At 61.8% G+C, this 24,423-nt stretch carries 20 protein-coding genes; 18 read left to right on the top strand and 2 right to left on the bottom strand.

The annotated features are described in order from the left end of the window. Nucleotides 1-7: 7 nt before the first annotated feature. The gene (locus Q6A47_RS06645; protein WP_039579599.1) at nt 8-2,707 is read right to left on the bottom strand and encodes a [protein-PII] uridylyltransferase; all 2,700 of its coding nucleotides are present in this window, start codon (nt 2,705-2,707) and stop codon (nt 8-10) included. A gap of 23 nt (nt 2,708-2,730) precedes the next feature. Further along, entirely contained in the window at nt 2,731-3,513 is a 783-nt protein-coding gene (gene map, locus Q6A47_RS06640) for a type I methionyl aminopeptidase (protein WP_029613416.1), read from the bottom strand. 354 nt (nt 3,514-3,867) lie between these two features. Between map and rpsB the strand changes: the two genes are divergently transcribed. The 18 genes from rpsB to tilS all read left to right on the top strand — a co-directional run bounded on the left by rpsB (nt 3,868) and on the right by tilS (nt 24,407). Next, nucleotides 3,868-4,605, top strand: coding sequence for a 30S ribosomal protein S2 (gene rpsB / locus Q6A47_RS06635; protein WP_039579597.1), 738 nt, complete (start codon nt 3,868-3,870; stop codon nt 4,603-4,605). 186 nt (nt 4,606-4,791) lie between these two features. Further along, entirely contained in the window at nt 4,792-5,655 is an 864-nt protein-coding gene (gene tsf, locus Q6A47_RS06630; protein ID WP_029613418.1) for a translation elongation factor Ts, read from the top strand. A 178-nt stretch (nt 5,656-5,833) separates the two neighbouring features. Continuing rightward, nucleotides 5,834-6,577, top strand: coding sequence for a UMP kinase (pyrH, locus tag Q6A47_RS06625; RefSeq protein ID WP_029613419.1), 744 nt, complete (start codon nt 5,834-5,836; stop codon nt 6,575-6,577). Beyond that, the gene (frr, locus tag Q6A47_RS06620) at nt 6,574-7,131 is read left to right on the top strand and encodes a ribosome recycling factor (RefSeq protein WP_029613420.1); all 558 of its coding nucleotides are present in this window, start codon (nt 6,574-6,576) and stop codon (nt 7,129-7,131) included. The genes pyrH and frr overlap by 4 nt, the downstream gene beginning before the upstream one ends. A gap of 15 nt (nt 7,132-7,146) precedes the next feature. Next, the gene (gene uppS / locus Q6A47_RS06615) at nt 7,147-7,902 is read left to right on the top strand and encodes a polyprenyl diphosphate synthase (protein ID WP_029613421.1); all 756 of its coding nucleotides are present in this window, start codon (nt 7,147-7,149) and stop codon (nt 7,900-7,902) included. Further along, nucleotides 7,902-8,717, top strand: coding sequence for a phosphatidate cytidylyltransferase (locus Q6A47_RS06610; RefSeq protein ID WP_039579592.1), 816 nt, complete (start codon nt 7,902-7,904; stop codon nt 8,715-8,717). Before uppS ends, Q6A47_RS06610 begins: the two co-directional genes overlap by 1 nt. After that, nucleotides 8,714-9,904 (top strand): 1-deoxy-D-xylulose-5-phosphate reductoisomerase, encoded by a 1,191-nt coding sequence (gene ispC / locus Q6A47_RS06605; RefSeq protein WP_304483636.1) that lies wholly within the window; start codon nt 8,714-8,716, stop codon nt 9,902-9,904. The genes Q6A47_RS06610 and ispC overlap by 4 nt, the downstream gene beginning before the upstream one ends. 45 nt (nt 9,905-9,949) lie before the next feature. Continuing rightward, a complete protein-coding gene (gene rseP / locus Q6A47_RS06600; RefSeq protein ID WP_304483635.1) occupies nt 9,950-11,302 on the top strand; it encodes an RIP metalloprotease RseP in 1,353 nt (450 codons plus the stop codon). 76 nt (nt 11,303-11,378) lie between these two features. Next, the gene (gene bamA, locus Q6A47_RS06595) at nt 11,379-13,727 is read left to right on the top strand and encodes an outer membrane protein assembly factor BamA (protein WP_304483634.1); all 2,349 of its coding nucleotides are present in this window, start codon (nt 11,379-11,381) and stop codon (nt 13,725-13,727) included. Between the two features lie 43 nt (nt 13,728-13,770). Beyond that, on the top strand, nt 13,771-14,274 hold the full coding sequence (locus tag Q6A47_RS06590; RefSeq protein WP_029613426.1) for an OmpH/Skp family outer membrane protein: 504 nt from the start codon (nt 13,771-13,773) through the stop codon (nt 14,272-14,274). A 1-nt stretch (nt 14,275) separates the two neighbouring features. Then, nucleotides 14,276-15,331 (top strand): UDP-3-O-(3-hydroxymyristoyl)glucosamine N-acyltransferase, encoded by a 1,056-nt coding sequence (gene lpxD / locus Q6A47_RS06585; RefSeq protein WP_039579583.1) that lies wholly within the window; start codon nt 14,276-14,278, stop codon nt 15,329-15,331. 113 nt (nt 15,332-15,444) lie between these two features. Beyond that, nucleotides 15,445-15,885 carry a 3-hydroxyacyl-ACP dehydratase FabZ gene (gene fabZ, locus Q6A47_RS06580; RefSeq protein ID WP_029613427.1) on the top strand — a complete coding sequence of 147 codons (441 nt, stop codon included), beginning with the start codon at nt 15,445-15,447 and terminating at the stop codon, nt 15,883-15,885. Continuing rightward, entirely contained in the window at nt 15,882-16,658 is a 777-nt protein-coding gene (gene lpxA, locus Q6A47_RS06575; RefSeq protein ID WP_029613428.1) for an acyl-ACP--UDP-N-acetylglucosamine O-acyltransferase, read from the top strand. The genes fabZ and lpxA overlap by 4 nt, the downstream gene beginning before the upstream one ends. Nucleotide 16,659: 1 nt before the next feature. Next, nucleotides 16,660-17,787 (top strand): lipid-A-disaccharide synthase, encoded by a 1,128-nt coding sequence (lpxB, locus tag Q6A47_RS06570; RefSeq protein WP_304483632.1) that lies wholly within the window; start codon nt 16,660-16,662, stop codon nt 17,785-17,787. Nucleotide 17,788: 1 nt separating this feature from the next. After that, nucleotides 17,789-18,412: a ribonuclease HII gene (rnhB, locus tag Q6A47_RS06565; RefSeq protein WP_304483631.1), complete on the top strand. Its 624-nt coding sequence runs from the start codon at nt 17,789-17,791 to the stop codon at nt 18,410-18,412. Nucleotides 18,413-18,504: 92 nt separating this feature from the next. After that, nucleotides 18,505-22,029: a DNA polymerase III subunit alpha gene (gene dnaE / locus Q6A47_RS06560; protein ID WP_304483630.1), complete on the top strand. Its 3,525-nt coding sequence runs from the start codon at nt 18,505-18,507 to the stop codon at nt 22,027-22,029. A gap of 106 nt (nt 22,030-22,135) precedes the next feature. Then, complete coding sequence (gene accA / locus Q6A47_RS06555) at nt 22,136-23,083, top strand: acetyl-CoA carboxylase carboxyl transferase subunit alpha (protein ID WP_304483628.1); 948 nt, start codon at nt 22,136-22,138, stop codon at nt 23,081-23,083. 40 nt (nt 23,084-23,123) lie between these two features. Continuing rightward, nucleotides 23,124-24,407, top strand: a complete 1,284-nt coding sequence (gene tilS / locus Q6A47_RS06550; RefSeq protein ID WP_304483627.1) for a tRNA lysidine(34) synthetase TilS — start codon at nt 23,124-23,126, stop codon at nt 24,405-24,407. The last annotated feature ends 16 nt before the right edge of the window (nt 24,408-24,423 follow it).

The raw sequence follows: 24,423 nt of genomic DNA, 5'->3' as shown, positions 1-24,423 counted from the left end.
GTAATCGTCAGAAGGTCACGCGGGTGGCGCTGCTATCGTGGGTCTGGCCGGCCTGCAACTGCTGGACGATGGCTTCCTGCAGGCGGCTGCACAGGTGCGGGTCGGACAAGGGCTGGTTGTCGGCGTCGGTGATGAAGAACACGTCTTCCACGCGCTCGCCGAGTGTGGCGATCTTGGCGTTCTGCAGCGACAGGTCGAACTCCAGGAAGATTCGCCCCAGGCGCGCCAGCAGACCGGGGCGGTCCGGGGCGATGATCTCGAGGATGGTCACCGGCCGCTGGGCGTCGTTGTGGATGGTCACCTGCGGGGCGAAGTTGAAGTGCTTGAGCTGGCGCGGCACGCGACGCTGGATGATGGTCGGATAGTCCTCGGGGTTGCGCAGGGCTTCGGTCAGCCCTTCGCGGATCTGCTTGACCCGCTGCGGGTTGTCGCCGATCGAGCCCCCGTCATTGTCGAGCACGATGTAGGTGTCGAGGGTGAACTGGCTGCTGGAGGTGATGATGCGCGCATCGTGGATGTTCAGGTTGAGCTGGGCCATCGCTGCCACGGTCACGGCGAAGAAATCATGCTGGTCGGGGGCATAGATGAAGATCTGCGTGCCCCCTTCGAATTCGCGCTGGGTGGTTTCCTTGATCAGCACCAACGGGCCACCGTCGGCCGGCTGCTGCAGGATCGCATCGCTGTGCCAGGCCACGTCGGCGGCGGTGTGCTTGAGGAAGTAGTCATCGCCCAGTTGCGACCAGAGCTGTTCCACGTCATCCGGGTCGGTGCCCTCGCGAATCAGGATGTCCAGCGCGGCGCTCTGGGTTTGCCGGATCTGCTCTTCGCGGTCCAGCGGGTTTTCCAGGCCTCGGCGCAGCGCCCGCTTGGTCTCGGTGTAGAGCTGGCGCAGCAGGCTGGCGCGCCAGGAGTTCCACAGGCTCGGGTTGGTGGCGTTGATGTCGGCCACGGTGAGCACGTAGAGGTAGTCCAGGCGCGTTTCGTCGCCCACGTGCAAGGCGAAATCGTGGATGACCTGAGGGTCGGAGAGGTCTTTGCGCTGGGCGGTGGTGGACATCACCAAGTGGTTCTGCACCAGCCAGACGATCAGTCTGGAGTCCCACGCCGGCAACTGGTGGCGTTCGCAGAAAGCTTGGGCGTCGACGGCGCCAAGCTCGGAGTGATCGCCCTGACGGCCCTTGCCGATGTCGTGGTAGAGGCCTGCCAGGTAGATCAGCTCAGGCTTGGGCAGGCGCCCCATGAGCTTGCTGGCCAGCGGGAATTTCTCCGACACCGGGGTGTACTGCAGCTTGCGCAGGTGCTTGATCAGGTTGAGCGTGTGCGCATCGACCGTATAGATGTGGAACAGGTCGTGCTGCATCTGCCCGACGATCAGGCCGAACTCCGGCAGGTAGCGGCCAAGGATGCCGTAGCGGTTCATGCGGCGCAGGTTGCGGTGGATGCCGATCTCGCACTTGAACAGCTCGATGAACAGGCTGGTGTTGCGGATGTCGTGGCGGAACTTGTCGTCGATCAGATGACGATGCTCGCGCAGCAAGCGCACGGTATCGGCGCGAACGCCTTTTATTTCCGGGTGCTGGGCCATCAGCACAAACACTTCGAGCATGGCGAAGGGCGTGCGCTTGAACACGTTGGGGCTGACCGCTTCTATATAGCCATCGTGCACGCGAAAGCGCGCATTGAGCGGCTGAGTGCTACCGCTGTCATCGGCCAGGATCACTTCCTCGAAGTGCTGGATGATCAGGTCGCACAGCTGGCTGATGCTCATCACCACCCGGTAGTACTGCTGCATGAACTGCTCGATGGCGCGCTTGGGGTTGTCGTCGCCATAACCGAGCAGCGTGGCGATGCTGCGCTGGTGGTCGAACAGCAGGCGATCCTCGGCGCGCCCAGCGAGCATGTGCAGGGCATAGCGCACGCGCCAGAGAAAGGCCTGGGAGGAGGCCAGCAGCTCGTTCTCGCTTTCCAGCAGGAAGCCTTCGCCGGCCAGGGCGTTGAGGTTGAGCGTGCCGTATTGACGGCGCGCGACCCAGAGCACGGTCTGGATATCGCGCAGGCCGCCGGGCGAGCCTTTGACGTTGGGCTCGAGGTTATATTCGGTGTCGTTGTATTTGTGGTGCCGGGCCTGAAGTTCGGCGCGCTTGGCCAGGAAGAACGCCTTGCTCGGCCACATGTGCGCCGTACTGGTGACTTCCAGCATGCGCTGACGGAGAGATTCAGGGCCGGCCACGGTGCGACTTTCCATCAGGTTGGTGATCACCGTCAGGTCCGCTTGCGCCTGTTCGGCGCATTCCTCGACCGTGCGAACGCTCTGTCCGACTTCCAGGCCGATGTCCCACAGCAGAGTCAGGAAGCGCTCGATAGCATCGCGGTACTGTTCGTGCTCGGCACAGTCGAGCAGGATCAGCAGGTCGATGTCCGACCAGGGGTGCAGTTCGCCGCGGCCATAGCCGCCCACCGCCACCAGGGCGATGCCGTTCAGGTTGCCCCAGTCGAACTGATTCCAGGCCTGCTGCAGGATGTTGTCGACGAACCAGGCGCGATCCTCGATCAGTTGGCGAATCTCGGCGCCTTCGCGAAAGCGCCTGTCGAACACCTCGCCGGCCTGGCGCAAGGCTTTCTTGAAGGCGGGGATGGGGCTTGCCTTGAGCGCCAGCTCCGCCTGGAACTGGCCGCGATCGAACAACTCGGGATCCACCTGGGGCATCGGGTCGCCTTCCTGAATTGAATTTACGCCGAGGTTCGGGCGATGGTGTCGTCTTTGCGCAGGGTGAAGATTTCGTAGCCTGTGGCGGTCACCACGAGGGTGTGCTCCCACTGTGCCGAGAGCTTGTGGTCCTTGGTCACCGCCGTCCAGCCGTCGCCCAGCACCTTGGTGTCGGCTTTGCCTTGGTTGATCATCGGCTCGATGGTGAAGGTCATGCCTTCCTTGAGTTCCATGCCCGTGCCGGCCTTGCCGTAGTGCACGATCTGCGGCTCTTCATGGAACACTCGGCCAATGCCGTGACCGCAGAACTCGCGCACCACGGAGAAGCCGTTCTTTTCCGCATGCTTCTGGATCACTTCGCCGATGTCGCCCAGGCGGCAGCCTGGCTTGACCAGTTCAATGGCTTTGTACAGGCATTCCTGGGTGACCTTGGACAGCCGCTCGGCCCAGGGCGCGACGCTGCCGACATGGAACATGCGGCTGGTGTCGCCGTGGAAGCCGTCTTTGATCACGGTCACGTCGATGTTCAGCGTATCGCCGTTCTTGAGCGGCTTGTCGTTGGGAATGCCGTGGCAGACGACATGGTTGATCGAGGTGCAGATCGACTTGGGAAAGCCCTTGTAGTCGAGCGGAGCGGGGATCGCTTGCTGGACATCGACGATGTAGTCGTGGCAGAGGCGATTGAGCTCCTCGGTGGTCACACCGGGCTTGACGTGCTCTTCGATCATCTCCAGAACTTCGGCGGCCAGGCGGCCGGCGATGCGCATCTTCTCGATGTCTTCTGCGGTTTTGATGGTAACGGTCATGACAGGCTCTCTACGGCGCCGAGCGGCGCCCAACAAAACGGGAAAACCGGCATTCTATCAGAGCCGCCAGCGGCACGCGGCACGCGATAAGCTGCAAGCGGCAAGCTTCAAGCGGCAAGCCGCTGAGTCATCCTCCACCGCTTCCTCTTGCAGCTTGTAGCTCGAAGCTTGTAGCTCGCAGCTCTTTCTACCCGTGGGAGTCTGTGGTATAACATGCGCCGCTTTCGGGGGTGTCCTCGTCAGCTCTAACCCACACACGTGTCGACACGATGGCCTGGGTGCCCGGGATCTCAGGATCCGTGGGTTGGTCATTGGGATACGTGGAGGCCCAACCCGACTTATCAAGGAACTATCATGTCCCAAGTCAACATGCGCGATATGCTGAAGGCCGGTGTGCACTTCGGCCACCAGACCCGTTACTGGAACCCGAAAATGGGCAAGTACATTTTCGGCGCGCGCAACAAGATCCACATCATCAACCTGGAAAAAACCCTGCCGATGTTCAACGACGCACTGTCGTTCGTCGAGCGCCTGGCTCAGGGCAAGAACAAAATCCTGTTCGTCGGCACCAAGCGTTCGGCCGGCAAACTGGTCGCCGAGCAAGCAGCACGCTGCGGTTCGCCGTATGTCGACCACCGCTGGTTGGGCGGCATGCTGACCAACTACAAAACCATCCGTGCTTCGATCAAGCGTCTGCGCGACCTGGAAACCCAGGCCGACGATGGCACCTTCGCCAAGCTGACCAAGAAAGAAGCCCTGATGCGTTCGCGTGATCTGGAAAAACTGGATCGCAGCCTGGGCGGCATCAAGGACATGGGCGGTCTGCCTGACGCACTGTTCGTCATCGACGTTGATCACGAGCGCATCGCGATCACCGAAGCCAACAAGCTGGGCATCCCGGTCATCGGCGTCGTCGATACCAACAGCAGCCCGGAAGGCGTCGACTACATCATTCCAGGTAACGATGACGCCATTCGCGCTATCGAGCTGTACATGACTTCGATGGCTGACGCTGTCATCCGCGGCCGCAACAACGTTGCTGGCGGCACCGAAGTCTACGCTGAAGAAGCGGCGGCACCAGCGGCCGAGTAATTGACGCCCAGCGTCTACTTGGTACGCGAAAAGGGGGCTTGGCCCCCTTTTTGCCACCTGAAATCCTCCTGTCAGCCGACGGGCGCATCATGTGCCGGGCAGGTGTGAAGACAGTGGATTTGCAGATTTAGAACGCCCGTGATGCACGGGTGGAATGGTTGAAAAACTTTCCAAGAGGATTTTGAAATGGCAGCAATTACTGCAGCGCTGGTCAAAGAACTGCGCGAGCGTACCGGCGAAGGCATGATGGATTGCAAGAAGGCCCTGGAAAAGGCCGGCGGCGACATCGAAAAAGCCATCGACGACATGCGTGCCTCGGGCGCCATCAAGGCCGCCAAGAAAGCCGGCAACGTCGCCGCTGAAGGCGCCATCGCAGTCAAGACCGACGGTAAATCCGCCGTTCTGCTGGAAGTGAACTCGCAGACCGACTTCCTGGCCCTGCAAGACGACTTCAAGCACTTCGTCGCCGAAAGCCTGGAAGAGGCCTTCGCTCAGAAACTGACCGACGCTGCTCCGCTGATCGCTTCGCGTGAGGCTGCTCGTGAGGCCCTGGTCGCCAAGTGTGGCGAAAACGTCAACATCCGTCGCCTGGTGCGCGTTGAAGGTGACGTTGTCGGTGCTTACCTGCACGGCAACAAGATCGGCGCTGTCGTCGTTCTGAAAGGCGGTGACGTTGAGCTGGCGAAGAACATTGCCATGCACGTTGCAGCCTCGAACCCCGAGTTCCTGGATTCGTCGGAAATCTCCGCCGAGGCCATCGAGCGCGAGAAGGGTGTCTTCCTGCAACTCAACGCCGACAAGATCGCCGGTAAGCCGGAAAACATCGTCGAGAACATGATCAACGGCCGTATCACCAAGTTCAAGGCAGAAGCCTCGCTGAAAGAGCAGGCGTTCGTCATGAACCCGGAAGTCAAGGTCGGTGATCTGGCCAAGAAAGCCGGCGCCGAAATCGTTTCCTTCACCTACTTCAAAGTCGGCGAAGGCATCGAGAAGCCGGTCGACAACTTCGCTGAAGAAGTTGCCGCCCAGGTCGCTGCCGCCAAGCAGTAAGACAGCCCCGTCTGTCGCCCCGAAGAGGCTGCCCGCTCACGCGCGCAGCCTCTTTGTCAAAGCGGGCGCGGTTTATCAGGCCGCTGTTCGCTGACGCATACGCTGCGTCACGTTAGAGTTACGCGTAGGCTGATACAGCCCGCCAGATTTTTTACAAACGCCGCAGGAGAGATTCGCAATGGCTCAGCAGGGTAGTGGTCATCAGGCTCGCTATAAACGCATTCTACTCAAACTTAGCGGCGAGGCCCTGATGGGCTCGGAAGAGTTCGGGATCGACCCCAAGGTCCTGGATCGCATGGCGCTGGAAGTCGGCCAGCTGGTCGGCATCGGCGTTCAAGTCGGCCTGGTGATCGGTGGCGGCAACCTGTTCCGTGGTGCAGCCCTCAGTGCTGCCGGCATGGACCGAGTGACTGGCGACCATATGGGCATGCTGGCTACCGTGATGAACGCTCTGGCCATGCGCGATGCCCTGGAGCGGGCGAACATCACCGCCGTCGTCATGTCGGCGATTTCCATGGTGGGCGTGACCGATCATTATGATCGTCGCAAGGCCATGCGCCACTTGAACGCCAAGGAAGTGGTGATCTTCGCCGCCGGCACCGGCAACCCCTTCTTCACCACCGACTCCGCCGCTTGCCTGCGCGCCATCGAAATCGATGCCGACGTGGTATTGAAGGCAACCAAGGTGGATGGCGTATACACTGCAGACCCATTCAAAGACCCGCATGCCGAGAAGTTCGATCATCTGTCTTACGATGAAGTGCTGGATCGCAAGCTGGGCGTGATGGACCTGACGGCAATCTGCCTTTGCCGTGATCACAAGATGCCGCTGCGTGTCTTCAATATGAACAAGCCCGGCGCCCTGCTGAATATCGTGCATGGTGGTGCTGAAGGAACTCTGATCGAGGAAGTTCAAAAATGATCAACGAAATCAAGAAAGACGCTCAGGAGCGGATGAAGAAGTCGCTGGAGTCGCTGGCCCATGCCTTTGGCCAGATCCGTACCGGCAAGGCGCATCCAAGCGTACTCGGTAGCGTGATGGTGCCCTACTATGGCACCGACACCCCGCTGACCGGCGTGGCGAACGTGACCGTCAAGGACAACCAGACGCTGCAAGTGGTGCCTTTCGAGCGCAACATGCTGGCCGCAATCGACAAGGCAATCGGCAGTGCCGGTCTGAACCTCAACCCGACCAACCTGGGCGAGCTGCTGCTGGTCAAGATGGCGCCGCTGACCGAAGAGACCCGCAAGGGCTTCACCAAGCAGGCCCGAGCGGCCGCTGAAGATGCACGTGTGGCAGTGCGCAACATTCGTCGTGATGCGCTGGGCGACTTGAAGAAGCTGTCCAAGGACAAGGCAATCAGCGAGGACGAAGAGCGTCGCGCCAGCGCCGACATCGACAAGCTGATCAAGGATTTCGAGGCGCAGATCGCCAAGGCTACGGAAGACAAGGAAAAGGACCTGATGGCCGTCTGAGGCCGGGGTTTTTTCATGGATAAGACCAAGCTGGCGGCACCGTCTGTGGTGCCGCGTCATGTCGCGATCATCATGGACGGCAATAACCGCTGGGCGAAGAAGCGCCTGTTGCCCGGTGTTGCCGGGCACAAGGCGGGCGTCGATGCGGTACGTGCGGTGATCGAGGTCTGTGCCGAGGCGAAGGTCGAAGTGCTTACGCTCTTCGCCTTCTCCAGCGAGAACTGGCAGCGTCCGGCCGATGAAGTGGGGGCGTTGATGGAGCTGTTCTTTTCGGCCTTGCGCCGCGAAGCCAAGCGCCTGAACGACAACAACATCAGCCTGCGCATCATCGGCGATCGTTCGCGTTTTCATCCGGAATTGCAGGCGGCAATGCGCGAAGCCGAGGCGCTGACAGCCGGCAATGACCGCTTCATTCTTCAGGTCGCGGCCAACTATGGCGGGCAATGGGATATCGCCCAGGCGGCTCAACGTCTCGCACGCGAAGTGCAGGCTGGCCACCTGAGGGCCGATGACATTACCCCTGAGTTGTTGCAGACCTGCCTGGCGACCGGCGATCTGCCGCTGCCCGACCTGTGCATCCGCACCGGTGGCGAGCACCGCATCAGCAATTTCCTCCTTTGGCAGTTGGCGTACGCCGAACTGTATTTCTCCGACCTCTACTGGCCGGACTTCAAACACGAGGCCATGCGCACTGCGCTGGCCGATTTCGCTTCGCGCCAGCGCCGCTTCGGTAAGACCAGCGAGCAGGTCGAAGCTGGAGCCCGTGCTTAATGCTTAAACAACGCATCATTACCGCGCTGATCCTGCTGCCGGTCGCGCTGGGCGGATTCTTCCTGCTCGGCGGCGCCGACTTCGCGCTGTTCATCGGTTTCGTGGTCACCGTCGGCGCTTGGGAATGGGCACGTCTGGCCGGGCTGACCGCCCAGCCGCTGCGTCTGGCCTACGCCGCCGTGGTCGCCGGGGCGCTGATGCTGCTCTACCTCATGCCCGACCTGGCGCCCTGGGTGCTGGGCGCTTCGGTGATCTGGTGGGGGTTGGCGACCTGGCTGGTGCTGACCTATCCACGCAGCAGCGAACTGTGGGGCAGTGCCGCCTGCCGGCTGCTGATCGGCCTGCTGGTGCTGCTGCCGGCCTGGCAAGGCCTGGTGCTGCTCAAGCACTGGCCGCTGGGTAACGGCTTGATCCTGTCGGTGATGGTGCTGGTCTGGGCGGCGGATATTGGCGCTTATTTCTCCGGGCGTGCCTTCGGCAAGCGCAAGCTGGCGCCGCAGGTGAGTCCTGGCAAGAGCTGGGAAGGTGTCTACGGCGGCATGGCGGTGAGCCTGCTGATTACGCTGGTGGTCGGTCTGGTGCGCGACTGGGGCATAGGACAGATTCTGCTCGGCCTGGTCGGCGCGCTGATTGTGGTCATGTCGTCGGTGGTTGGGGATCTGACTGAAAGCATGTTCAAGCGCCGCGAAGGCATCAAGGACAGCAGTAATCTACTACCTGGGCATGGCGGCGTGCTCGACCGTATCGACAGCCTGACAGCGGCGATTCCCATGTTCGCCGTGCTGCTCTGGGCGGCCGAATGGGGTGTGATGTGAGCCAAGTGCAGCGCATCACCGTGCTCGGGGCGACCGGTTCGATCGGCCTGAGCACCCTGGACGTGATCGCCCGTCATCCCGAGCGCTATCAAGTGTTCGCCTTGACTGGCTACTCGCGTCTGGACGAGTTGCTGGCACTCTGCCTGCGACACCGTCCAGCCTATGCGGTCGTGCCCGATGCCCGTTCCGCGTCTCGCCTGCGTGACGGGCTGGCGGCGGCAGGTTGCGACTGCGAAGTGCTGGAAGGGGAGGCTGGGCTCTGTCAGGTCGCCTGCGCCAGCGAAGTGGACGCGGTAATGGCCGCCATCGTCGGTGCAGCGGGATTGCGTCCCACCCTGGCAGCCGTGCGCGCCGGCAAGAAGGTGTTACTGGCCAACAAGGAAGCGCTGGTGATGTCCGGCGCGCTGTTCATGCAAGCGGTGCGCGACAGCGGCGCCGTGCTGCTCCCCATCGACAGCGAGCACAACGCAATTTTTCAGTGCCTGCCTGGGGATTATTCCCGAGGTCTGGCGCAGGTGGGGGTGCGTCGCATCCTGCTGACGGCGTCCGGCGGGCCCTTCCGCGAAACCTCGGCGGGCGCGTTGAGGGATGTCACGCCCGAGCAGGCTTGTGCTCATCCCAATTGGTCGATGGGGCGCAAGATTTCCGTCGATTCGGCCAGCATGATGAACAAGGGGCTCGAGCTGATCGAGGCGTGCTGGCTGTTCGATGCCGCCCCTTCGATTGTGGAAGTGGTGGTGCATCCGCAAAGCGTCATTCATTCGCTGGTCGACTACGTCGACGGCTCGGTACTGGCGCAGTTGGGCAATCCTGACATGCGTACCCCGATCGCCAATGCGCTCGCTTGGCCGCAGCGAATCGATTCGGGTGTCGCGCCGCTGGACCTGTTCGCGATAGCGCGCCTGGATTTCCAGGCGCCCGACGAGCAGCGCTTCCCGTGTTTGCGACTGGCGCGTGCGGCAGCCGAAGCCGGCAATAGCGCTCCGGCCGTGCTCAATGCGGCCAACGAAGTGGCGGTGGAGGCATTCCTCCAGGGGCGTATCCGCTTCCCGGAAATCGCGAGTATGATCGAGCAGGTCCTCGAGCAGGAGCCGGTCGTCGCGCTGGCTTCGCTGGAGGCTGTGTTCGCCGCCGACCAGCGTGCCCGGGAGCATGCCCAGGCATGGTTGAGGCGCCACGGTCGCTGACCCCTGTCGGCCAAAAGCCCGGCTGAACAGCATTCGGAGATGGATATGACAGCGCTCTACATGATCATCGGCACCTTGGTGGCGTTGGGTGTACTGGTCACGTTTCATGAGTTCGGCCACTTCTGGGTGGCGCGCAAATGCGGGGTCAAAGTGCTGCGTTTTTCGGTGGGCTTCGGCACGCCGCTGCTGCGCTGGCATGATCGCCACGGCACTGAGTTCGTCGTCGCGGCGATTCCGCTGGGTGGCTACGTCAAGATGCTCGACGAACGCGAAGGCGACGTTCCACCTGCACTGCTCGGGCAGTCGTTCAATCGCAAGCCGGTGGGGCAGCGTATCGCGATCGTCGCTGCCGGTCCGATCGCCAATTTCCTGCTGGCGATCCTGTTCTTTTCGCTGGTCGCCATGCTCGGCAGTCAACAGGTGCGTCCGGTCATCGGTGCGGTGGAGTCGGGCAGCCTGGCGGCGTCAGCGGGTCTGATGCCTGGGCAGGAAATCGTTTCCATCGATGGCAAGCCGACCAACGGTTGGTCCGCAGTCAACTTGCAGTTGGTTCGGCGCCTCGGCGAGAGCGGAAGCCTGCGCGTCGGTGTGCGCGACGAGGGCGCCACGCTCGAGCGTCAGCATGAGATCAGCCTGGACCATTGGCTCAAAGGGGCCGACGAGCCTGATCCGATCCAGTCACTGGGTTTGCGCCCATGGCGTCCGGTATTGCCGCCGGTGCTGGCCGAGATCGATCCGAAAGGCCCGGCAGCCGCGGCGGGCATGAAGGCCGGTGATCGGCTGCTGGCGCTGGACGGGACGGCCGTGAGCGACTGGCAGCAAGTCGTCGACCGGGTCCGTGCCCATCCCAAGACCCAGGTTCAGGTGCGCCTCGAGCGAGACGGCGCGCAGTTGGAGCTGCCGGTGACCCTTGCCAGCAAGGGCGAGGGCCAGGCGGCAGCAGGCTACCTCGGTGCGGGCGTCAAAGGTGGCGAGTGGCCGGCGAACATGCTCCGCGAGGTCAGCTATGGACCGCTCGAAGCGGTCGGCGAGGGCTTGTCGCGGACCTGGAACATGAGTGTCCTGACCCTCGAATCGCTGAAGAAAATGCTCTTCGGCGAGCTCTCGGTAAAAAACTTGAGCGGACCGATAACCATTGCTAAAGTGGCGGGCGCTTCAGCCCAGTCGGGCGTTGGGGATTTCCTGAATTTCCTGGCCTACCTGAGCATAAGCCTGGGAGTTCTGAACCTGCTGCCCATCCCGGTACTGGATGGGGGGCATTTGCTGTTTTACCTGATCGAGTGGGCGCGCGGTCGTCCGCTTTCCGATCGGGTGCAAGGTTGGGGGGTCCAGATCGGTATCAGTTTGGTCATAGGGGTGATGTTGCTCGCCCTGATCAACGATCTGGGTCGACTTTAACGCTTCGCTCTATTGCGAACCTGCCGCCGTACTGCGGTGGCGGGTTGTTTATTGCCAGTTGGAATAAAAGGACTTCATGAAACGTCTGCTGCTAACTGCGGTGCTCTCCGCACTGATGATCGCTGAAGTTCACGCCGAGTCCTTCACCATCTCCGATATTCGTGTCAACGGCCTGCAGCGGGTTTCCGCCGGCAGCGTGTTCGGCGCGTTGCCGTTGAATGTGGGCGACCAGGTCGATGACCGGCGCTTGGTGGAGTCCACCCGTTCCCTGTTCAAGACCGGGTTCTTCCAGGACATTCAACTGGATCGCGATGGCAATGTCCTGATCATCAACGTGGTCGAGCGCCCATCGGTGTCGAGCATCGAGATCGAAGGCAACAAGGCGATCAGCACCGACGACCTGATGAAAGGCCTCAAGCAGTCCGGTCTGTCCGAAGGCGAGATCTTCCAGCGCGCGACCCTCGAAGGCGTTCGTAATGAACTGCAGCGCCAGTACGTGGCCCAAGGTCGCTACTCGGCTGAGGTGGACGCCGAAGTGGTGCCGCAGCCACGTAACCGCGTCAGCCTGAAGATCAAGATCAACGAAGGTACGGTAGCTGCCATCCAGCACATCAACGTGGTGGGCAACACCGTATTCGGCGATGATGAGCTGTCTCAACTGTTCGAGCTGAAGACCACCAACTGGCTGTCGTTCTTCAAGAACGATGACAAGTATGCACGCGAGAAATTGTCCGGTGACCTGGAACGCCTGCGTTCCTACTACCTGGACCGCGGCTACATCAACATGGACATCGCCTCCACTCAGGTGTCCATCACGCCGGACAAGAAGCACGTCTACATCACCGTCAACGTCAACGAAGGTGAAAAGTACACCGTTCGTGACGTGAAACTGTCCGGCGACCTCAAGGTGCCGGAAGACCAGGTCAAGTCGCTGATGTTGGTCCAGCCCGGTCAGGTGTTCTCGCGCAAGGTCATGACCACCACGTCCGACCTGATTACCCGACGCCTGGGTAACGAAGGCTACACCTTCGCCAACGTCAATGGCGTTCCGCAGCCCAACGATCAGGATCACACCGTCGACATCATGTTCGTCGTCGATCCGGGCAAGCGTGCCTACGTCAACCGCATCAACTACCGCGGCAACACCAAGACCCAAGACGAAGTATTGCGTCGTGAGATGCGTCAGATGGAGGGCGGCTGGGCCTCCACTTACCTCATCGACCAGTCCAAGACCCGTCTCGAGCGCCTGGGCTTCTTCAAGGAAGTCAACGTCGAGACTCCGCCTGTGCCGGGCACCGATGACCAGGTCGACGTCAACTATGCGGTCGAGGAGCAAGCGTCCGGCTCGATCACCGCCAGCGTTGGTTTCGCCCAGAGCGCCGGCCTGATTCTCGGTGGCTCGATCAGCCAGAGCAACTTCCTCGGTACCGGTAACAAGGTCTCCATCGGTTTGACCCGCAGCCAGTACCAGACCCGCTACAACTTCGGTTTCGTCGATCCCTACTTCACGCCAGACGGCGTGAGCCTGGGCTACAACGCCTTCTATCGCAAGACCGACTATGACGACCTCGACGTCGACGTGGCCAGCTATGCGGTGGACAGCCTGGGTGCCGGTGTCAGCCTGGGGTATCCGATCAGCGAAACCTCGCGCCTGACCTACGGCCTGACCGTGCAGCAGGACAAGATCAAAACCGGTCGCTATACCGTGGATGAGATCTTCGACTTCCTCAACAAGGAAGGCGATAGCTTCCTGAACTTCAAGGCGTCGATCGGCTGGTCCGAATCCACCCTGAACAAAGGCGTTCTGGCGACCCGTGGTCACTCTCAAAGCCTGACGTTGGAAACCACCGTTCCGGGCAGCGACCTGTCGTTCTACAAGCTCGACTACCGCGGCCAGGTGTTCAAGCCTCTGAGCAATGACTACACCCTGCGTCTGCACACCGAGCTGGGTTATGGCGATGGATTTGGTGGCACTTCGGGTCTACCGTTCTACGAGAACTACTACGCGGGTGGTTTCAACTCCGTGCGTGGCTTCAAAGACAATACTCTTGGGCCACGAAGCACGCCTAGCTCGGGTCGAAACCCTGGCACCATTCGTGATCCCGATCAGGATCCGTTGGCCTTCGGTGGTAACGTCCTGGTGCAGGGCGGTGTCGAGTTGCTGTTCCCGCTGCCGTTCGTCAAGGATCAGCGCTCGCTGCGCACCTCGGTATTCTGGGATGTGGGTAACGTCTTCGACACCAATTGTGGCTCCAAACCGGACTGCGCCAAGGTCGGCTTCTCGGACATGGCAAGCTCGGTGGGCCTGGGGGTAACCTGGATCACCGCGCTGGGCCCGCTGAGCTTCAGCCTGGCGATGCCGGTCAAGAAGCCGGACAACGCCGAAACCCAGGTATTCCAATTCTCTCTGGGCCAGACTTTCTAAGCAGGCCCTTGCTTAACGACAACGGTTTATCCAGGAGTGCATCGTGCGTAAGTTGACTCAACTGGCCGTAGTGGCCGCGGCGCTGGTCGCCACCCCGGCTTTCGCCGAAATGAAGGTTGCCGTTCTGAACTACCAGATGGCGCTGCTCGAGTCCGATGCGGCTAAGAAGTACGCCGTTGACGCCGAGAAAAAGTTTGGTCCACAGCTCAACCAGCTCAAGACCCTCGAAAGCAGCGCCAAAGGCATTCAAGACCGCTTGATCAAGGGCGGCGACAAGATGCAGCAGCCTGAGCGTGAGCGCCTGGAGCTTGAATTCAAGCAGAAGGCTCGCGACTTCCAGTTCCAGTCCAAGGAACTGAACGAAGCCAAGGCCGTTGCTGACCGCGACATGCTCAAGCAGCTCAAGCCCAAGCTCGATGGTGCTGTGGAAGAAGTCATCAAGAAAGGCGGTTTCGACCTGGTGCTCGAGCGTGGCGCGGTAATCGATGTCAAACCTCAGTACGACATCACCCGCCAGGTTATCGAGCGCATGAATCAAGCGCGTTGATATGACCCTGACCATCACGCTCGGCCAGCTGGCCGACACCCTCGGGGCCACACTCAGTGGCCCCGAGTCGCTTGCGATCACCGGTCTGGCGACCTTGCAGGAAGCCGGGCCCGGGCAGTTGAGCTTCCTGGCCAATCGTCAGTACCGCAAATTCCTCGACGAGAGTCAGGCGGCGGCGGTGTTGATCACGGCCGAGGATGCCGAGGGCTTCACCGGCAACGCAGTGATCGTGCCTGATCCCTATCTGGCTTACGCGCGCATCTCCCACCTGTTCGATCCGAAGCCCAAGGCTGTGGCAGGTATACATCCTAGCGCCGTGGTGGCAGAGGATGCACAGGTGGATGAAAGTGCCAGCGTCGGCGCGTTCGCGGTGATCGAGAGTGGCGCACGCATCGCGGCGAACGTCACCATCGGTGCCCACTGTTTCGTAGGTGCTCGTTGCGTTATCGGTGAGGGCGGCTGGTTGGCGCCGCGGGTCACGCTGTACCACGATGTGACCATCGGCAAGCGCGTCGTGATTCAGTCCGGCGCAGTGATTGGCGGTGAAGGCTTCGGTTTCGCCACTGAGAAAGGCATCTGGCAAAAGATCGCGCAGATTGGTGGTGTCACGCTCGGCGACGATGTAGAAATCGGTGTCAATACTGCGGTGGACCGAGGGGCGCTGTCCGATACGCGCATCGGCAATGGGGTCAAGCTCGACAACCAGATCCAGATCGCTCACAACGTGCAGGTCGGTGACCACACCGCGATGGCTGCCTGTGTCGGTATTTCAGGCAGCACCCGGATCGGCAAGCACTGCATGATCGCAGGTGGCGTCGGGATGGTCGGTCACATCGATGTCTGCGACAACGTCTTCGTCTCCGGCATGACCATGGTGACCCGCTCGATTACCGAGCCCGGTGGCTATTCTTCCGGCACCGCCATGCAGCCGTTGGCCGAATGGCGCAAGAGCGCTGCGCGGATTCGGCAGCTTGACGACATGTCCAAACGGTTGCAGCAACTGGAAAAACGTGTCGACACCGTGACCTCAGGTGGCCAGCCGGCATCAGAAGGCTGATACCATTTCCTGAGCAAGAGTGAACAGTCGCTCGCTGGCTCCTCTTTGGACTGCAAAAGGAGCGTGTGGTCAGCACCTGCGCTCCCTATTCTTATTACAGGCTTCCCCCCGAAATGATGGACATCAACGAGATTCGCGAATACCTGCCTCACCGTTATCCGTTCCTGCTGGTGGACCGGGTCACGGACCTGGACTTCGAGGCCCAGAGCATTCGTGCCTACAAGAATGTCAGCATCAATGAACCGTTCTTCAACGGTCACTTCCCGGCGCATCCGATCATGCCTGGCGTGCTGATCATCGAAGCGATGGCCCAGGCAGCCGGGATTCTCGGGTTCAAGATGCTCGATGCGAAGCCTGCCGATGGCACGCTCTACTACTTCGTCGGCTCCGACAAACTGCGCTTCCGCCAGCCGGTGCTGCCCGGCGATCAGTTGGTACTCGAAGCCACGTTCCTCAGCCGCAAAAGCATGATCTGGAAGTTCGAATGCCGCGCTCTGGTCGACGGCAAGCCGGTCTGCTCGGCCCAGATCACCTGTGCGGAACGCTCCCTATGAGTTCGATTGATCCGCGGGCGATCATCGATCCGTCGGCCAAGGTGGCTGACGGTGTCGAGATTGGCCCCTGGTCGATCGTAGGCCCTGATGTCGAAATCGGGGAGGGCACCGTCATCGGCCCGCACGTAGTGCTCAAGGGGCCGACCCGAATCGGCCGGCACAACCGCATCTACCAGTTCAGTTCCATCGGTGAAGACACTCCGGACCTCAAGTACAAGGGCGAGCCTACCCGTTTGGTGATCGGTGATCACAATGTGATCCGCGAAGGCGTCACCATTCACCGTGGAACCGTTCAGGACCGCTTCGAAACCACGCTGGGCGACCATAACCTGATCATGGCCTATGCCCATATCGGCCACGACAGCGTGATCGGCAATCACTGCATCCTGGTCAATAACACGGCGCTGGCCGGCCACGTCCATGTAGGTGACTGGGCGATCCTGTCTGGCTATACCCTGGTGCATCAGTATTGCCACATCGGCGCCCACGCCTTTTCCGGCATGGGCACGGCCATTGGCAAGGATGTGCCGGCATTCGTCACGGTGTTCGGCAGCCCGGCCGAAGCGCGCAGCATGAACTTCGAAGGCATGCGCCGTCGTGGTTTCAGCGATGACGTGATCCAGAACCTGCGACGCGCCTACAAGATCGTTTACCGTCAGGGCTTGACGGTGGAGGACGCAGTCAAGGAACTGGATGAGTTGGCGGCTCTGAATCCTGAAGTCGAGTTGTTCCGTCAGTCGATCCTCAGTTCCGCCCGCGGCATCACGCGCTGACATGGCCTCACTTTGCGTAGCGCTGGTCGCCGGTGAGGCCAGCGGCGACATCCTAGGCTCGGGTCTGATGCGTGCGCTCAAGGCACGTCACCCCGACGTCCGGTTCATTGGCGTCGGTGGTCCTCTGATGGAGGCCGAAGGGCTGCAGTCTTACTTCCCCATGGAGCGCCTGTCGGTGATGGGTCTGGTCGAGGTGCTGGGACGTTTGCGCGAACTGCTCAAGCGCCGCAAGGACCTGATCCAGACGCTGATCGGCGAGAAGCCCGACGTGTTCATCGGCATCGACGCACCGGACTTCACCCTCACTATCGAATTGAAGCTGCGTCAGGCCGGGATCAAGACCGTGCATTACGTCAGCCCCTCCGTCTGGGCTTGGCGGCAGAAGCGGGTGTTCAAGATCCGCGAAGGCTGCGACCTGATGCTCACCCTGCTGCCCTTCGAGGCGAAGTTCTACGAAGAGCAAGGCGTGCCTGTACGCTTCGTGGGTCATCCGCTGGCCGACACTATTCCCCTGCAAGCCGATCGCAGTGCTGCGCGCGCGTCTCTGGGGTTTGGCGATGGACCGCTGGTGGCACTGATGCCGGGCAGTCGCGGTGGTGAGGTCGGACGCTTGGGTGAGGTGTTCCTGGACACGGCCAAGCGCTTGCAGCACTTGATTCCTGGAGTGCGCTTCGTCTCTCCCTGTGCCAACCCGGCACGCCGTGCACAGCTCGAGCAGATGCTGCAAGGCCGCGATCTGCCACTGACGCTGCTCGACGGTCAGTCTCACCTGGCGCTGGCGGCATGTGATGCGGTGCTGATCGCTTCCGGCACGGCCACCCTTGAAGCCTTGTTGTACAAGCGTCCGATGGTGGTGGCCTATCGCTTGGCACCGTTGACGTTCTGGATTCTCAAGCGAATGGTTCGCAGCCCCTACGTGTCCTTGCCCAACCTGCTCGCCCAGCGCCTGTTGGTGCCTGAGTTGTTGCAGGACGCCGCCACGCCTGAGGCCCTTGCCACGACCTTGGCACCGCTGGTGCGCGATGGTGGCGAGCAGACCGACAGTTTTGACCGGATCCACCGCACCTTACGCCGCGACGCCTCCAACCAGGCTGCCGAGGCCGTGCTGGCCTTGCTCGGGAAGCACTGATATGCAGATGGGACTGGATTTCAAGCTGGTCGAGGAACTCGTTGCCGGTGTCGACGAAGTGGGTCGGGGTCCGCTGTGCGGTGACGTGGTCACTGCCGCGGTGATCCTCGATCCGAATCGGCCGATTCTCGGCTTGAACGACTCCAAGAAACTGACCGAAGCACGCCGCGAGGCGCTTTTCGAGGAAATCTGCGAAAAGGCGCTCGCCTTCTGCATCGCTCGCGCCAGTGTCGAAGAAATCGATCGACTGAACATCCTGCATGCCACGATGCTGGCCATGCAGCGTGCCGTCGAAGGACTGAGCATTCAGCCGAAACTGGCGTTGATCGACGGCAACCGCTGTCCGCAGCTGGCCGTGCCTGCCTCGCCGGTGGTCAAGGGCGATTCGCAAGTGCCGGCCATCGCCGCCGCGTCGATCCTGGCCAAGGTTACCCGTGATCGCGAAATGAGCGCGTTCGAGCTGATCTATCCGGGATACGGCATCGGCGGACACAAGGGTTATCCAACGCCAGTGCATCTCGAAGCCTTGGCGCGGCTGGGGCCTACGCCGATTCATCGGCGTTCCTTCGCGCCGGTTCGTGCCGCCTATGAGGCGCGGGTCGGGCACATCGCTTCGTTGATCTAACCGCTCCCGCCGCGCGAGCAGCGGTCGCAATCCTTGCGGCCAATTACGCTACAATCGCGCCTTTGTCGTTCATCGCTGTCACAGGATCCTCCATGCCGGTCTCCTTCGTTCACCTTCGCGTGCATTCCGAATTCTCCCTGGTCGATGGCCTGGTGCGGATCAAGCCGCTGGCCAAGGCCCTGGCCGGAATGAACATGCCGGCGGTGGCGATCACCGATCAAAGCAACATGTGCTCGCTGGTCAAGTTCTACAAGTCTGCCATGGGGGCTGGCATCAAGCCGATCTGTGGTGCCGACTTGTGGTTGGCCGGTGCCGAGCCGGAAGCGCCGCTGTCGCGCATCTGCTTCCTGGCCATGAGCCCGGAAGGCTATCGCAACCTCACCGAGCTGATTTCTCGCGGATGGACCGATGGGCAGCGCAACGGTCTGGTCATCATCCAGCGCGAGTGGATCGCCCCGGCCAGCGAAGGGCTGATCGGTTTGTCCGCCGCGCGTGAAGGCGATATCGGCATGGCGCTGTTGGCCGGCCGTCAGGATGAGGCCGAGGCGTTGCTGCGCGACTGGATGCAGATGCTGCCCGAGCGCTTCTATGTCGAGGTGCAGCGCACCAATCGCGCGCGTGACGAAGAATATGTCCACGCCGCCGTGGCCCTGGCAGACAAGCTCGGCGCGCCGCTGGTGGCAACCAATGATGTGCGCTTCATCAAGCAGTCCGACTTCGACGCCCACGAAACCCGTGTCTGCATCGGCGAAGGCTGGACCCTGGACGATCCGCGCCGTCCACGCCTGTACAGCGATCAGCAATACCTCAAGTCGGCTGAGGAAATGGCCGAGCTGTTCAGCGACTTGCCCGACGCCATCGCCAACACCGTGGAGATCGCCAAGCGCTGCAACATCACCGTGCAGTTGGGCAAATACTTCCTGCCCGATTTCCCGACGCCCAATGGCATGGGTATCGACGACTACCTGCGCCACGTGTCCCACGAAGGCCTGGAAGAGCGTCTGGCGGTACTCTGGCCGAAGGAAACCACGCCTGACTACGATGAGAAGCGCCAGGTCTACCTCGACCGGCTGAAGTTCGAGCTGGACATCATCATCCAGATGGGTTTCCCGGGTTACTTCCTCATCGTCATGGACTTCATCAAGTGGGCCAAGAACAACGGCGTCCCGGTGGGCCCTGGCCGTGGTTCGGGTGCCGGCTCGCTGGTGGCCTATGTCCTGAAGATCACCGACCTCGACCCGCTGGCCTATGACCTGCTGTTCGAACGTTTCCTCAACCCTGAACGTGTTTCCATGCCCGACTTCGACGTCGACTTCTGCATGGACGGCCGCGACCGGGTGATCGACTACGTGGCCGAAGCCTATGGGCGCAATGCGGTCAGCCAGATCATCACCTTCGGCACCATGGCTGCCAAGGCGGTGGTGCGTGACGTAGCGCGTGTGCAGGGCAAGTCCTATGGCCTGGCCGATCGCCTGTCGAAGATGATTCCGTTCGAAGTGGGCATGACCTTGGAGAAGGCGTACGAGCAGGAAGAAATCCTGCGCGACTTCCTCAAGGGCGATGAGGACGCCCGAGAAATCTGGGACATGGCGCTCAAGCTCGAAGGGGTCACCCGCGGCACCGGCAAGCACGCCGGGGGTGTGGTGATCGCGCCGACCAAGCTCACCGACTTCTCGCCGATCGCCTGTGATGAAGAAGGCGGCGGCCTGATTACCCAGTTCGACAAGGACGACGTCGAGGCCGCCGGCCTGGTGAAGTTCGACTTCCTCGGCCTGCGTACCCTGACCATCATCAAATGGGCGATGGAGATCATCAACCGCGAGCAGGCCAAGAAGGACCTGCCCGAGGTCAACATCGACTTCATCCCGCTCGATGACCGCAAGACCTACGAGCTGTTGCAAAAGGCCGAAACCACGGCCGTATTCCAGCTCGAATCGCGCGGCATGAAGGAGCTGATCAAGAAGCTCAAGCCCGACTGCCTGGAAGACTTGATCGCACTGGTGGCGCTGTTCCGCCCTGGCCCGCTGCAATCGGGCATGGTCGACGACTTCATCAACCGCAAGCACGGTCGCGCCGAGCTGGCTTATCCGCACCCTGACTATCAGTACGACGGTCTGCAACCGGTGCTGGCGCCGACCTACGGCATCATCCTGTATCAAGAGCAGGTGATGCAGATTGCACAGGTGATGGCCGGCTACACCCTGGGGGGCGCCGACATGCTGCGTCGGGCCATGGGCAAGAAGAAGCCCGAGGAGATGGCCAAGCAGCGTGGCGGCTTCATCGAAGGCTGTGCCAATAACGGCATCGATGCGAACCTTGCAGGAAACATCTTTGACCTGGTAGAGAAGTTCGCCGGCTACGGTTTCAACAAGTCTCACTCCGCTGCCTATGGCCTGGTTTCTTACCAGACCGCCTGGCTCAAGACCCACTACCCGGCGCCGTTCATGGCGGCGGTGCTGTCGGCGGATATGCACAACACCGACAAGGTGGTGGTGCTGGTCGAGGAAGTACGCAGCATGAAGCTGCGCCTCGACGCCCCGGACGTGAATTTTTCCGACTTCAAGTTCACCGTTAACGAGGACGGGCGCATCGTCTATGGCCTGGGTGCGATCAAAGGCGTGGGCGAGGGGCCGGTGGAAGCCATCGTCGAGGCGCGCGCCCAGGGCGGGCCGTTCAAGGACTTGTTCGATTTCTGCGCCCGCGTGGACCTCAAGCGCATCAACAAGCGCACCCTCGACGCCTTGATCCGCAGCGGTGCGCTCGACCGTCTCGGTCCGCACTTCCATGACGAGATCAAGGCCTACCACGCCAACATCGACCGCAACCGCGCCGTGTTGCTCTCGGCGCTCGAAGAGGCGATCAAGGCGGCCGAGCAGACCGCACGCACCGCCGACAGCGGTCACATCGACCTGTTTGGCGGGCTGTTCGTCGAAGAAGACTCCGACGTTTATGGCAACCACCACAGGGTGCGCGACCTGACGCTCAAGGAGCGTCTGAAAGGCGAAAAGGACACCCTTGGGCTTTACCTCACCGGTCACCCGATCGATGAGTACGAAGCCGAGATCCGCCGCTTCGCCCGCCAGCGCATCGTCGATCTCAAGCCGTCGCGCGAGACTCAGACCATCGCTGGGATGATCATTGCCCTGCGGGTCATGAAGAACAAAAAAGGCGACAAGATGGGCTTCGTCACCCTCGACGACCGCTCCGGGCGCATCGAAGCCTCGCTGTTCGCCGACGCCTTCATGGCCGCCCAGGCGCTGCTGCAAAACGACGCAATGGTGGTGGTCGAGGGCGAGGTCAGCAACGATGACTTCTCCGGTGGCCTGCGGCTGCGGGTCAAGCAGGTGATGACGCTCGAAGACGCGCGCACCAAGCTGGCCGAGAGCCTGCGCCTGAAAATTGCCCATGAGGCGCTCAAGGGCGATCGCCTGACGTGGCTGGGTGAGCTGATCACGCGTCATCGCGGTGGCTGCCCGATCACCCTCGAGTACACCGGCAGCGACGCCAAGGCCATGCTGCAGTTTGGCGACGAATGGTCGATCGACCCCGCTGATGGCTTGATTCAGACACTGCGTGACCAGTTCGGGCGTGAGAACGTCTTCCTGCAATACCGTTGAAACGACGTATTTTAATCTCGACCTCAAGGCGCCAGATCCCGTAAGGTATGGCGCCAAAACGGATCAACCGGCCGGCCGCCTGGCCGTAGACCCAAGACGGATGCCTATGAACCCGAATTTTCTCGATTTCGAACAGCCGATTGCCGACCTGCAAGCCAAGATTGAAGGCCTGCGCCTGGTTGGCAACGACAACTCGCTGAACATCAGCGATGAAATTGCCCGTCTGCAAGACAAGAGCAGCACCCTGACCGAAAGTATCTTCGGCAACCTGACCAGCTGGCAGATCGCGCGCCTGGCGCGTCACCCGCGTCGTCCTTACACCCTCGACTACATCGAGCACATCTTCACCGAGTTCGAGGAATTGCACGGCGACCGTCATTTCTCCGACGACGCTGCCATCGTTGGCGGCACCGCGCGCCTGGACGGCAAACCGGTAATGGTCATCGGTCACCAGAAAGGTCGTGAGGTGCGGGAAAAGGTGCGGCGCAACTTCGGCATGCCGCGTCCGGAGGGCTACCGCAAGGCGTGCCGTCTGATGGAGATGGCCGAACGCTTCAAGATGCCGATCCTGACCTTCATCGACACCCCGGGCGCTTATCCCGGCATCGACGCCGAAGAGCGCAACCAGAGCGAAGCGATTGCCTGGAACCTGCGGGTCATGGCGCGTCTGAAAACACCGATCATCGCCACCGTGATCGGTGAGGGTGGTTCGGGCGGCGCGCTGGCCATCGGCGTGTGCGACCAACTCAACATGCTGCAGTACTCCACCTACTCGGTCATTTCGCCGGAAGGCTGTGCCTCGATCCTGTGGAAGACCGCCGACAAAGCCGCAGACGCTGCTGAAGCCATGGGCATCACCGCAGAGCGCCTGAAGAGCCTGAATATCGTCGACAAAGTGATCGGCGAACCGCTGGGCGGCGCCCACCGTGCCCCGGCTGCCATGGCCGCCAGCATCCGTGCCGACCTGCTCGAGCAATTGGGCATGCTGGGCAAGCTTGACCAGGACGCCCTGCTCAAGCGCCGCTACGACCGCCTGATGAGCTACGGTCTCTGATAGGATCCCGGGGGCGCCATGCGCCCCTTGTGAGGCTGTGATGCTCGACCTCACCCCCTGGCTCAACGCCCCCACCTGGTTCGTCGCCTTCTCTGGCGGACTCGACTCGACCGTTCTGCTTCATCGCCTGGCGGCTCACTGTCGTCGTCATCCTGCGCCGCCCTTGCGCGCCCTGCACATTCACCATGGTCTGCAGACTGCCGCCAATGCCTGGCCCGAGCACTGTCGCGCTGTGTGCGATGCGCTGGGCGTCGAATTGGAGGTCATCCCAGTGGTGGTCGCAGCGGGTGCCAGCCTGGAGCAGGCTGCACGCGACGCGCGCTACGCCGCGTTGGCCAGTCGCCTTGGCCCGGGCGATGTCCTGTTCACTGGCCAGCACCTCGACGATCAGGCCGAGACCCTGCTGTTCAGGCTCCTGCGTGGGGCGGGTTTGCGTGGGATGACGGCCATGCCGTCGTCGCGGACGTTGGGGCAGGGGAGGTTGGTCAGGCCGCTGCTGGCCGACTCACGCGAGCACTTGCAGCGTTACGCCGAGGCGCAGGGGTTGAGCTGGATCGACGACCCGTCGAATCAGGACGTCGGATTTTCGCGCAACTACCTGCGGGCTCAGGTGATGCCGCAACTGCGCCAGCGTTGGCCGCAAGCCAGTCAGCAGATGGCCCGCAGTGCCGAGCACCTGGGCGAGGCGCTGGGGCTGCTCGATGAACTGGCTGCCGAGGATTTGCGTTCGGCCGAGCAGGGCGCGCCCTTCGCTTGGCTGGGGCTCGCGTCTCTGGATCTGGACGCCGTGCGTGCGTTGTCGCCGGCGCGTCAGCGCAATGCGTTGCAGTACTGGCTCAGTCGCCGTACCCGGCTGCCTGACGCCAGGCACTGGGCCGGTTGGAACGCGCTGCGCGACGCTGCGCCCGATGCCCAGCCGATCTGGCGCCTGACCGATGGCGAGTTGCAGCGCAGCCACGGGCGGCTCTGGTGGCTGGCCGATGATTGGCGTCAATGGAAGTCAGGCCAATGGTATTGGCCTGATCCCGATCAGCCGTTGATCCTGCCTGGCAATGGCATGGTTTGGCTGCAGGGGGCAAAGCCGCCCGAAGGGCTGCGCATTGCCTATCGCCAGGGCGGCGAGCGGCTGAATGTGCCCGGGCGTGGCGAGCGCGATCTCAAGCGTCTGCTCAATGAGCGCCAGCTTCCGCACTTCGTCCGCCAACGCCTGCCGCTACTCTATCAAGGCCCGCGCCTGCTGGCCGTGGCCAACCTGCCGGAGCTTGTGCAGAGCGACTGGCAACTGCAGTGGCAGCCGCCGGGCCGCGTGCAAGGTTTGAGCTGATGCCGACATTCCGGTA

Origin of the sequence: Pseudomonas boreofloridensis (genome assembly GCF_030580795.1) — a bacterium.
Taxonomy (GTDB): Bacteria; Pseudomonadota; Gammaproteobacteria; order Pseudomonadales; family Pseudomonadaceae; genus Aquipseudomonas; species Aquipseudomonas boreofloridensis.
Note: the sequence above shows the minus strand (reverse complement) of the source record. Positions and strands in the feature narration are given on the sequence as shown.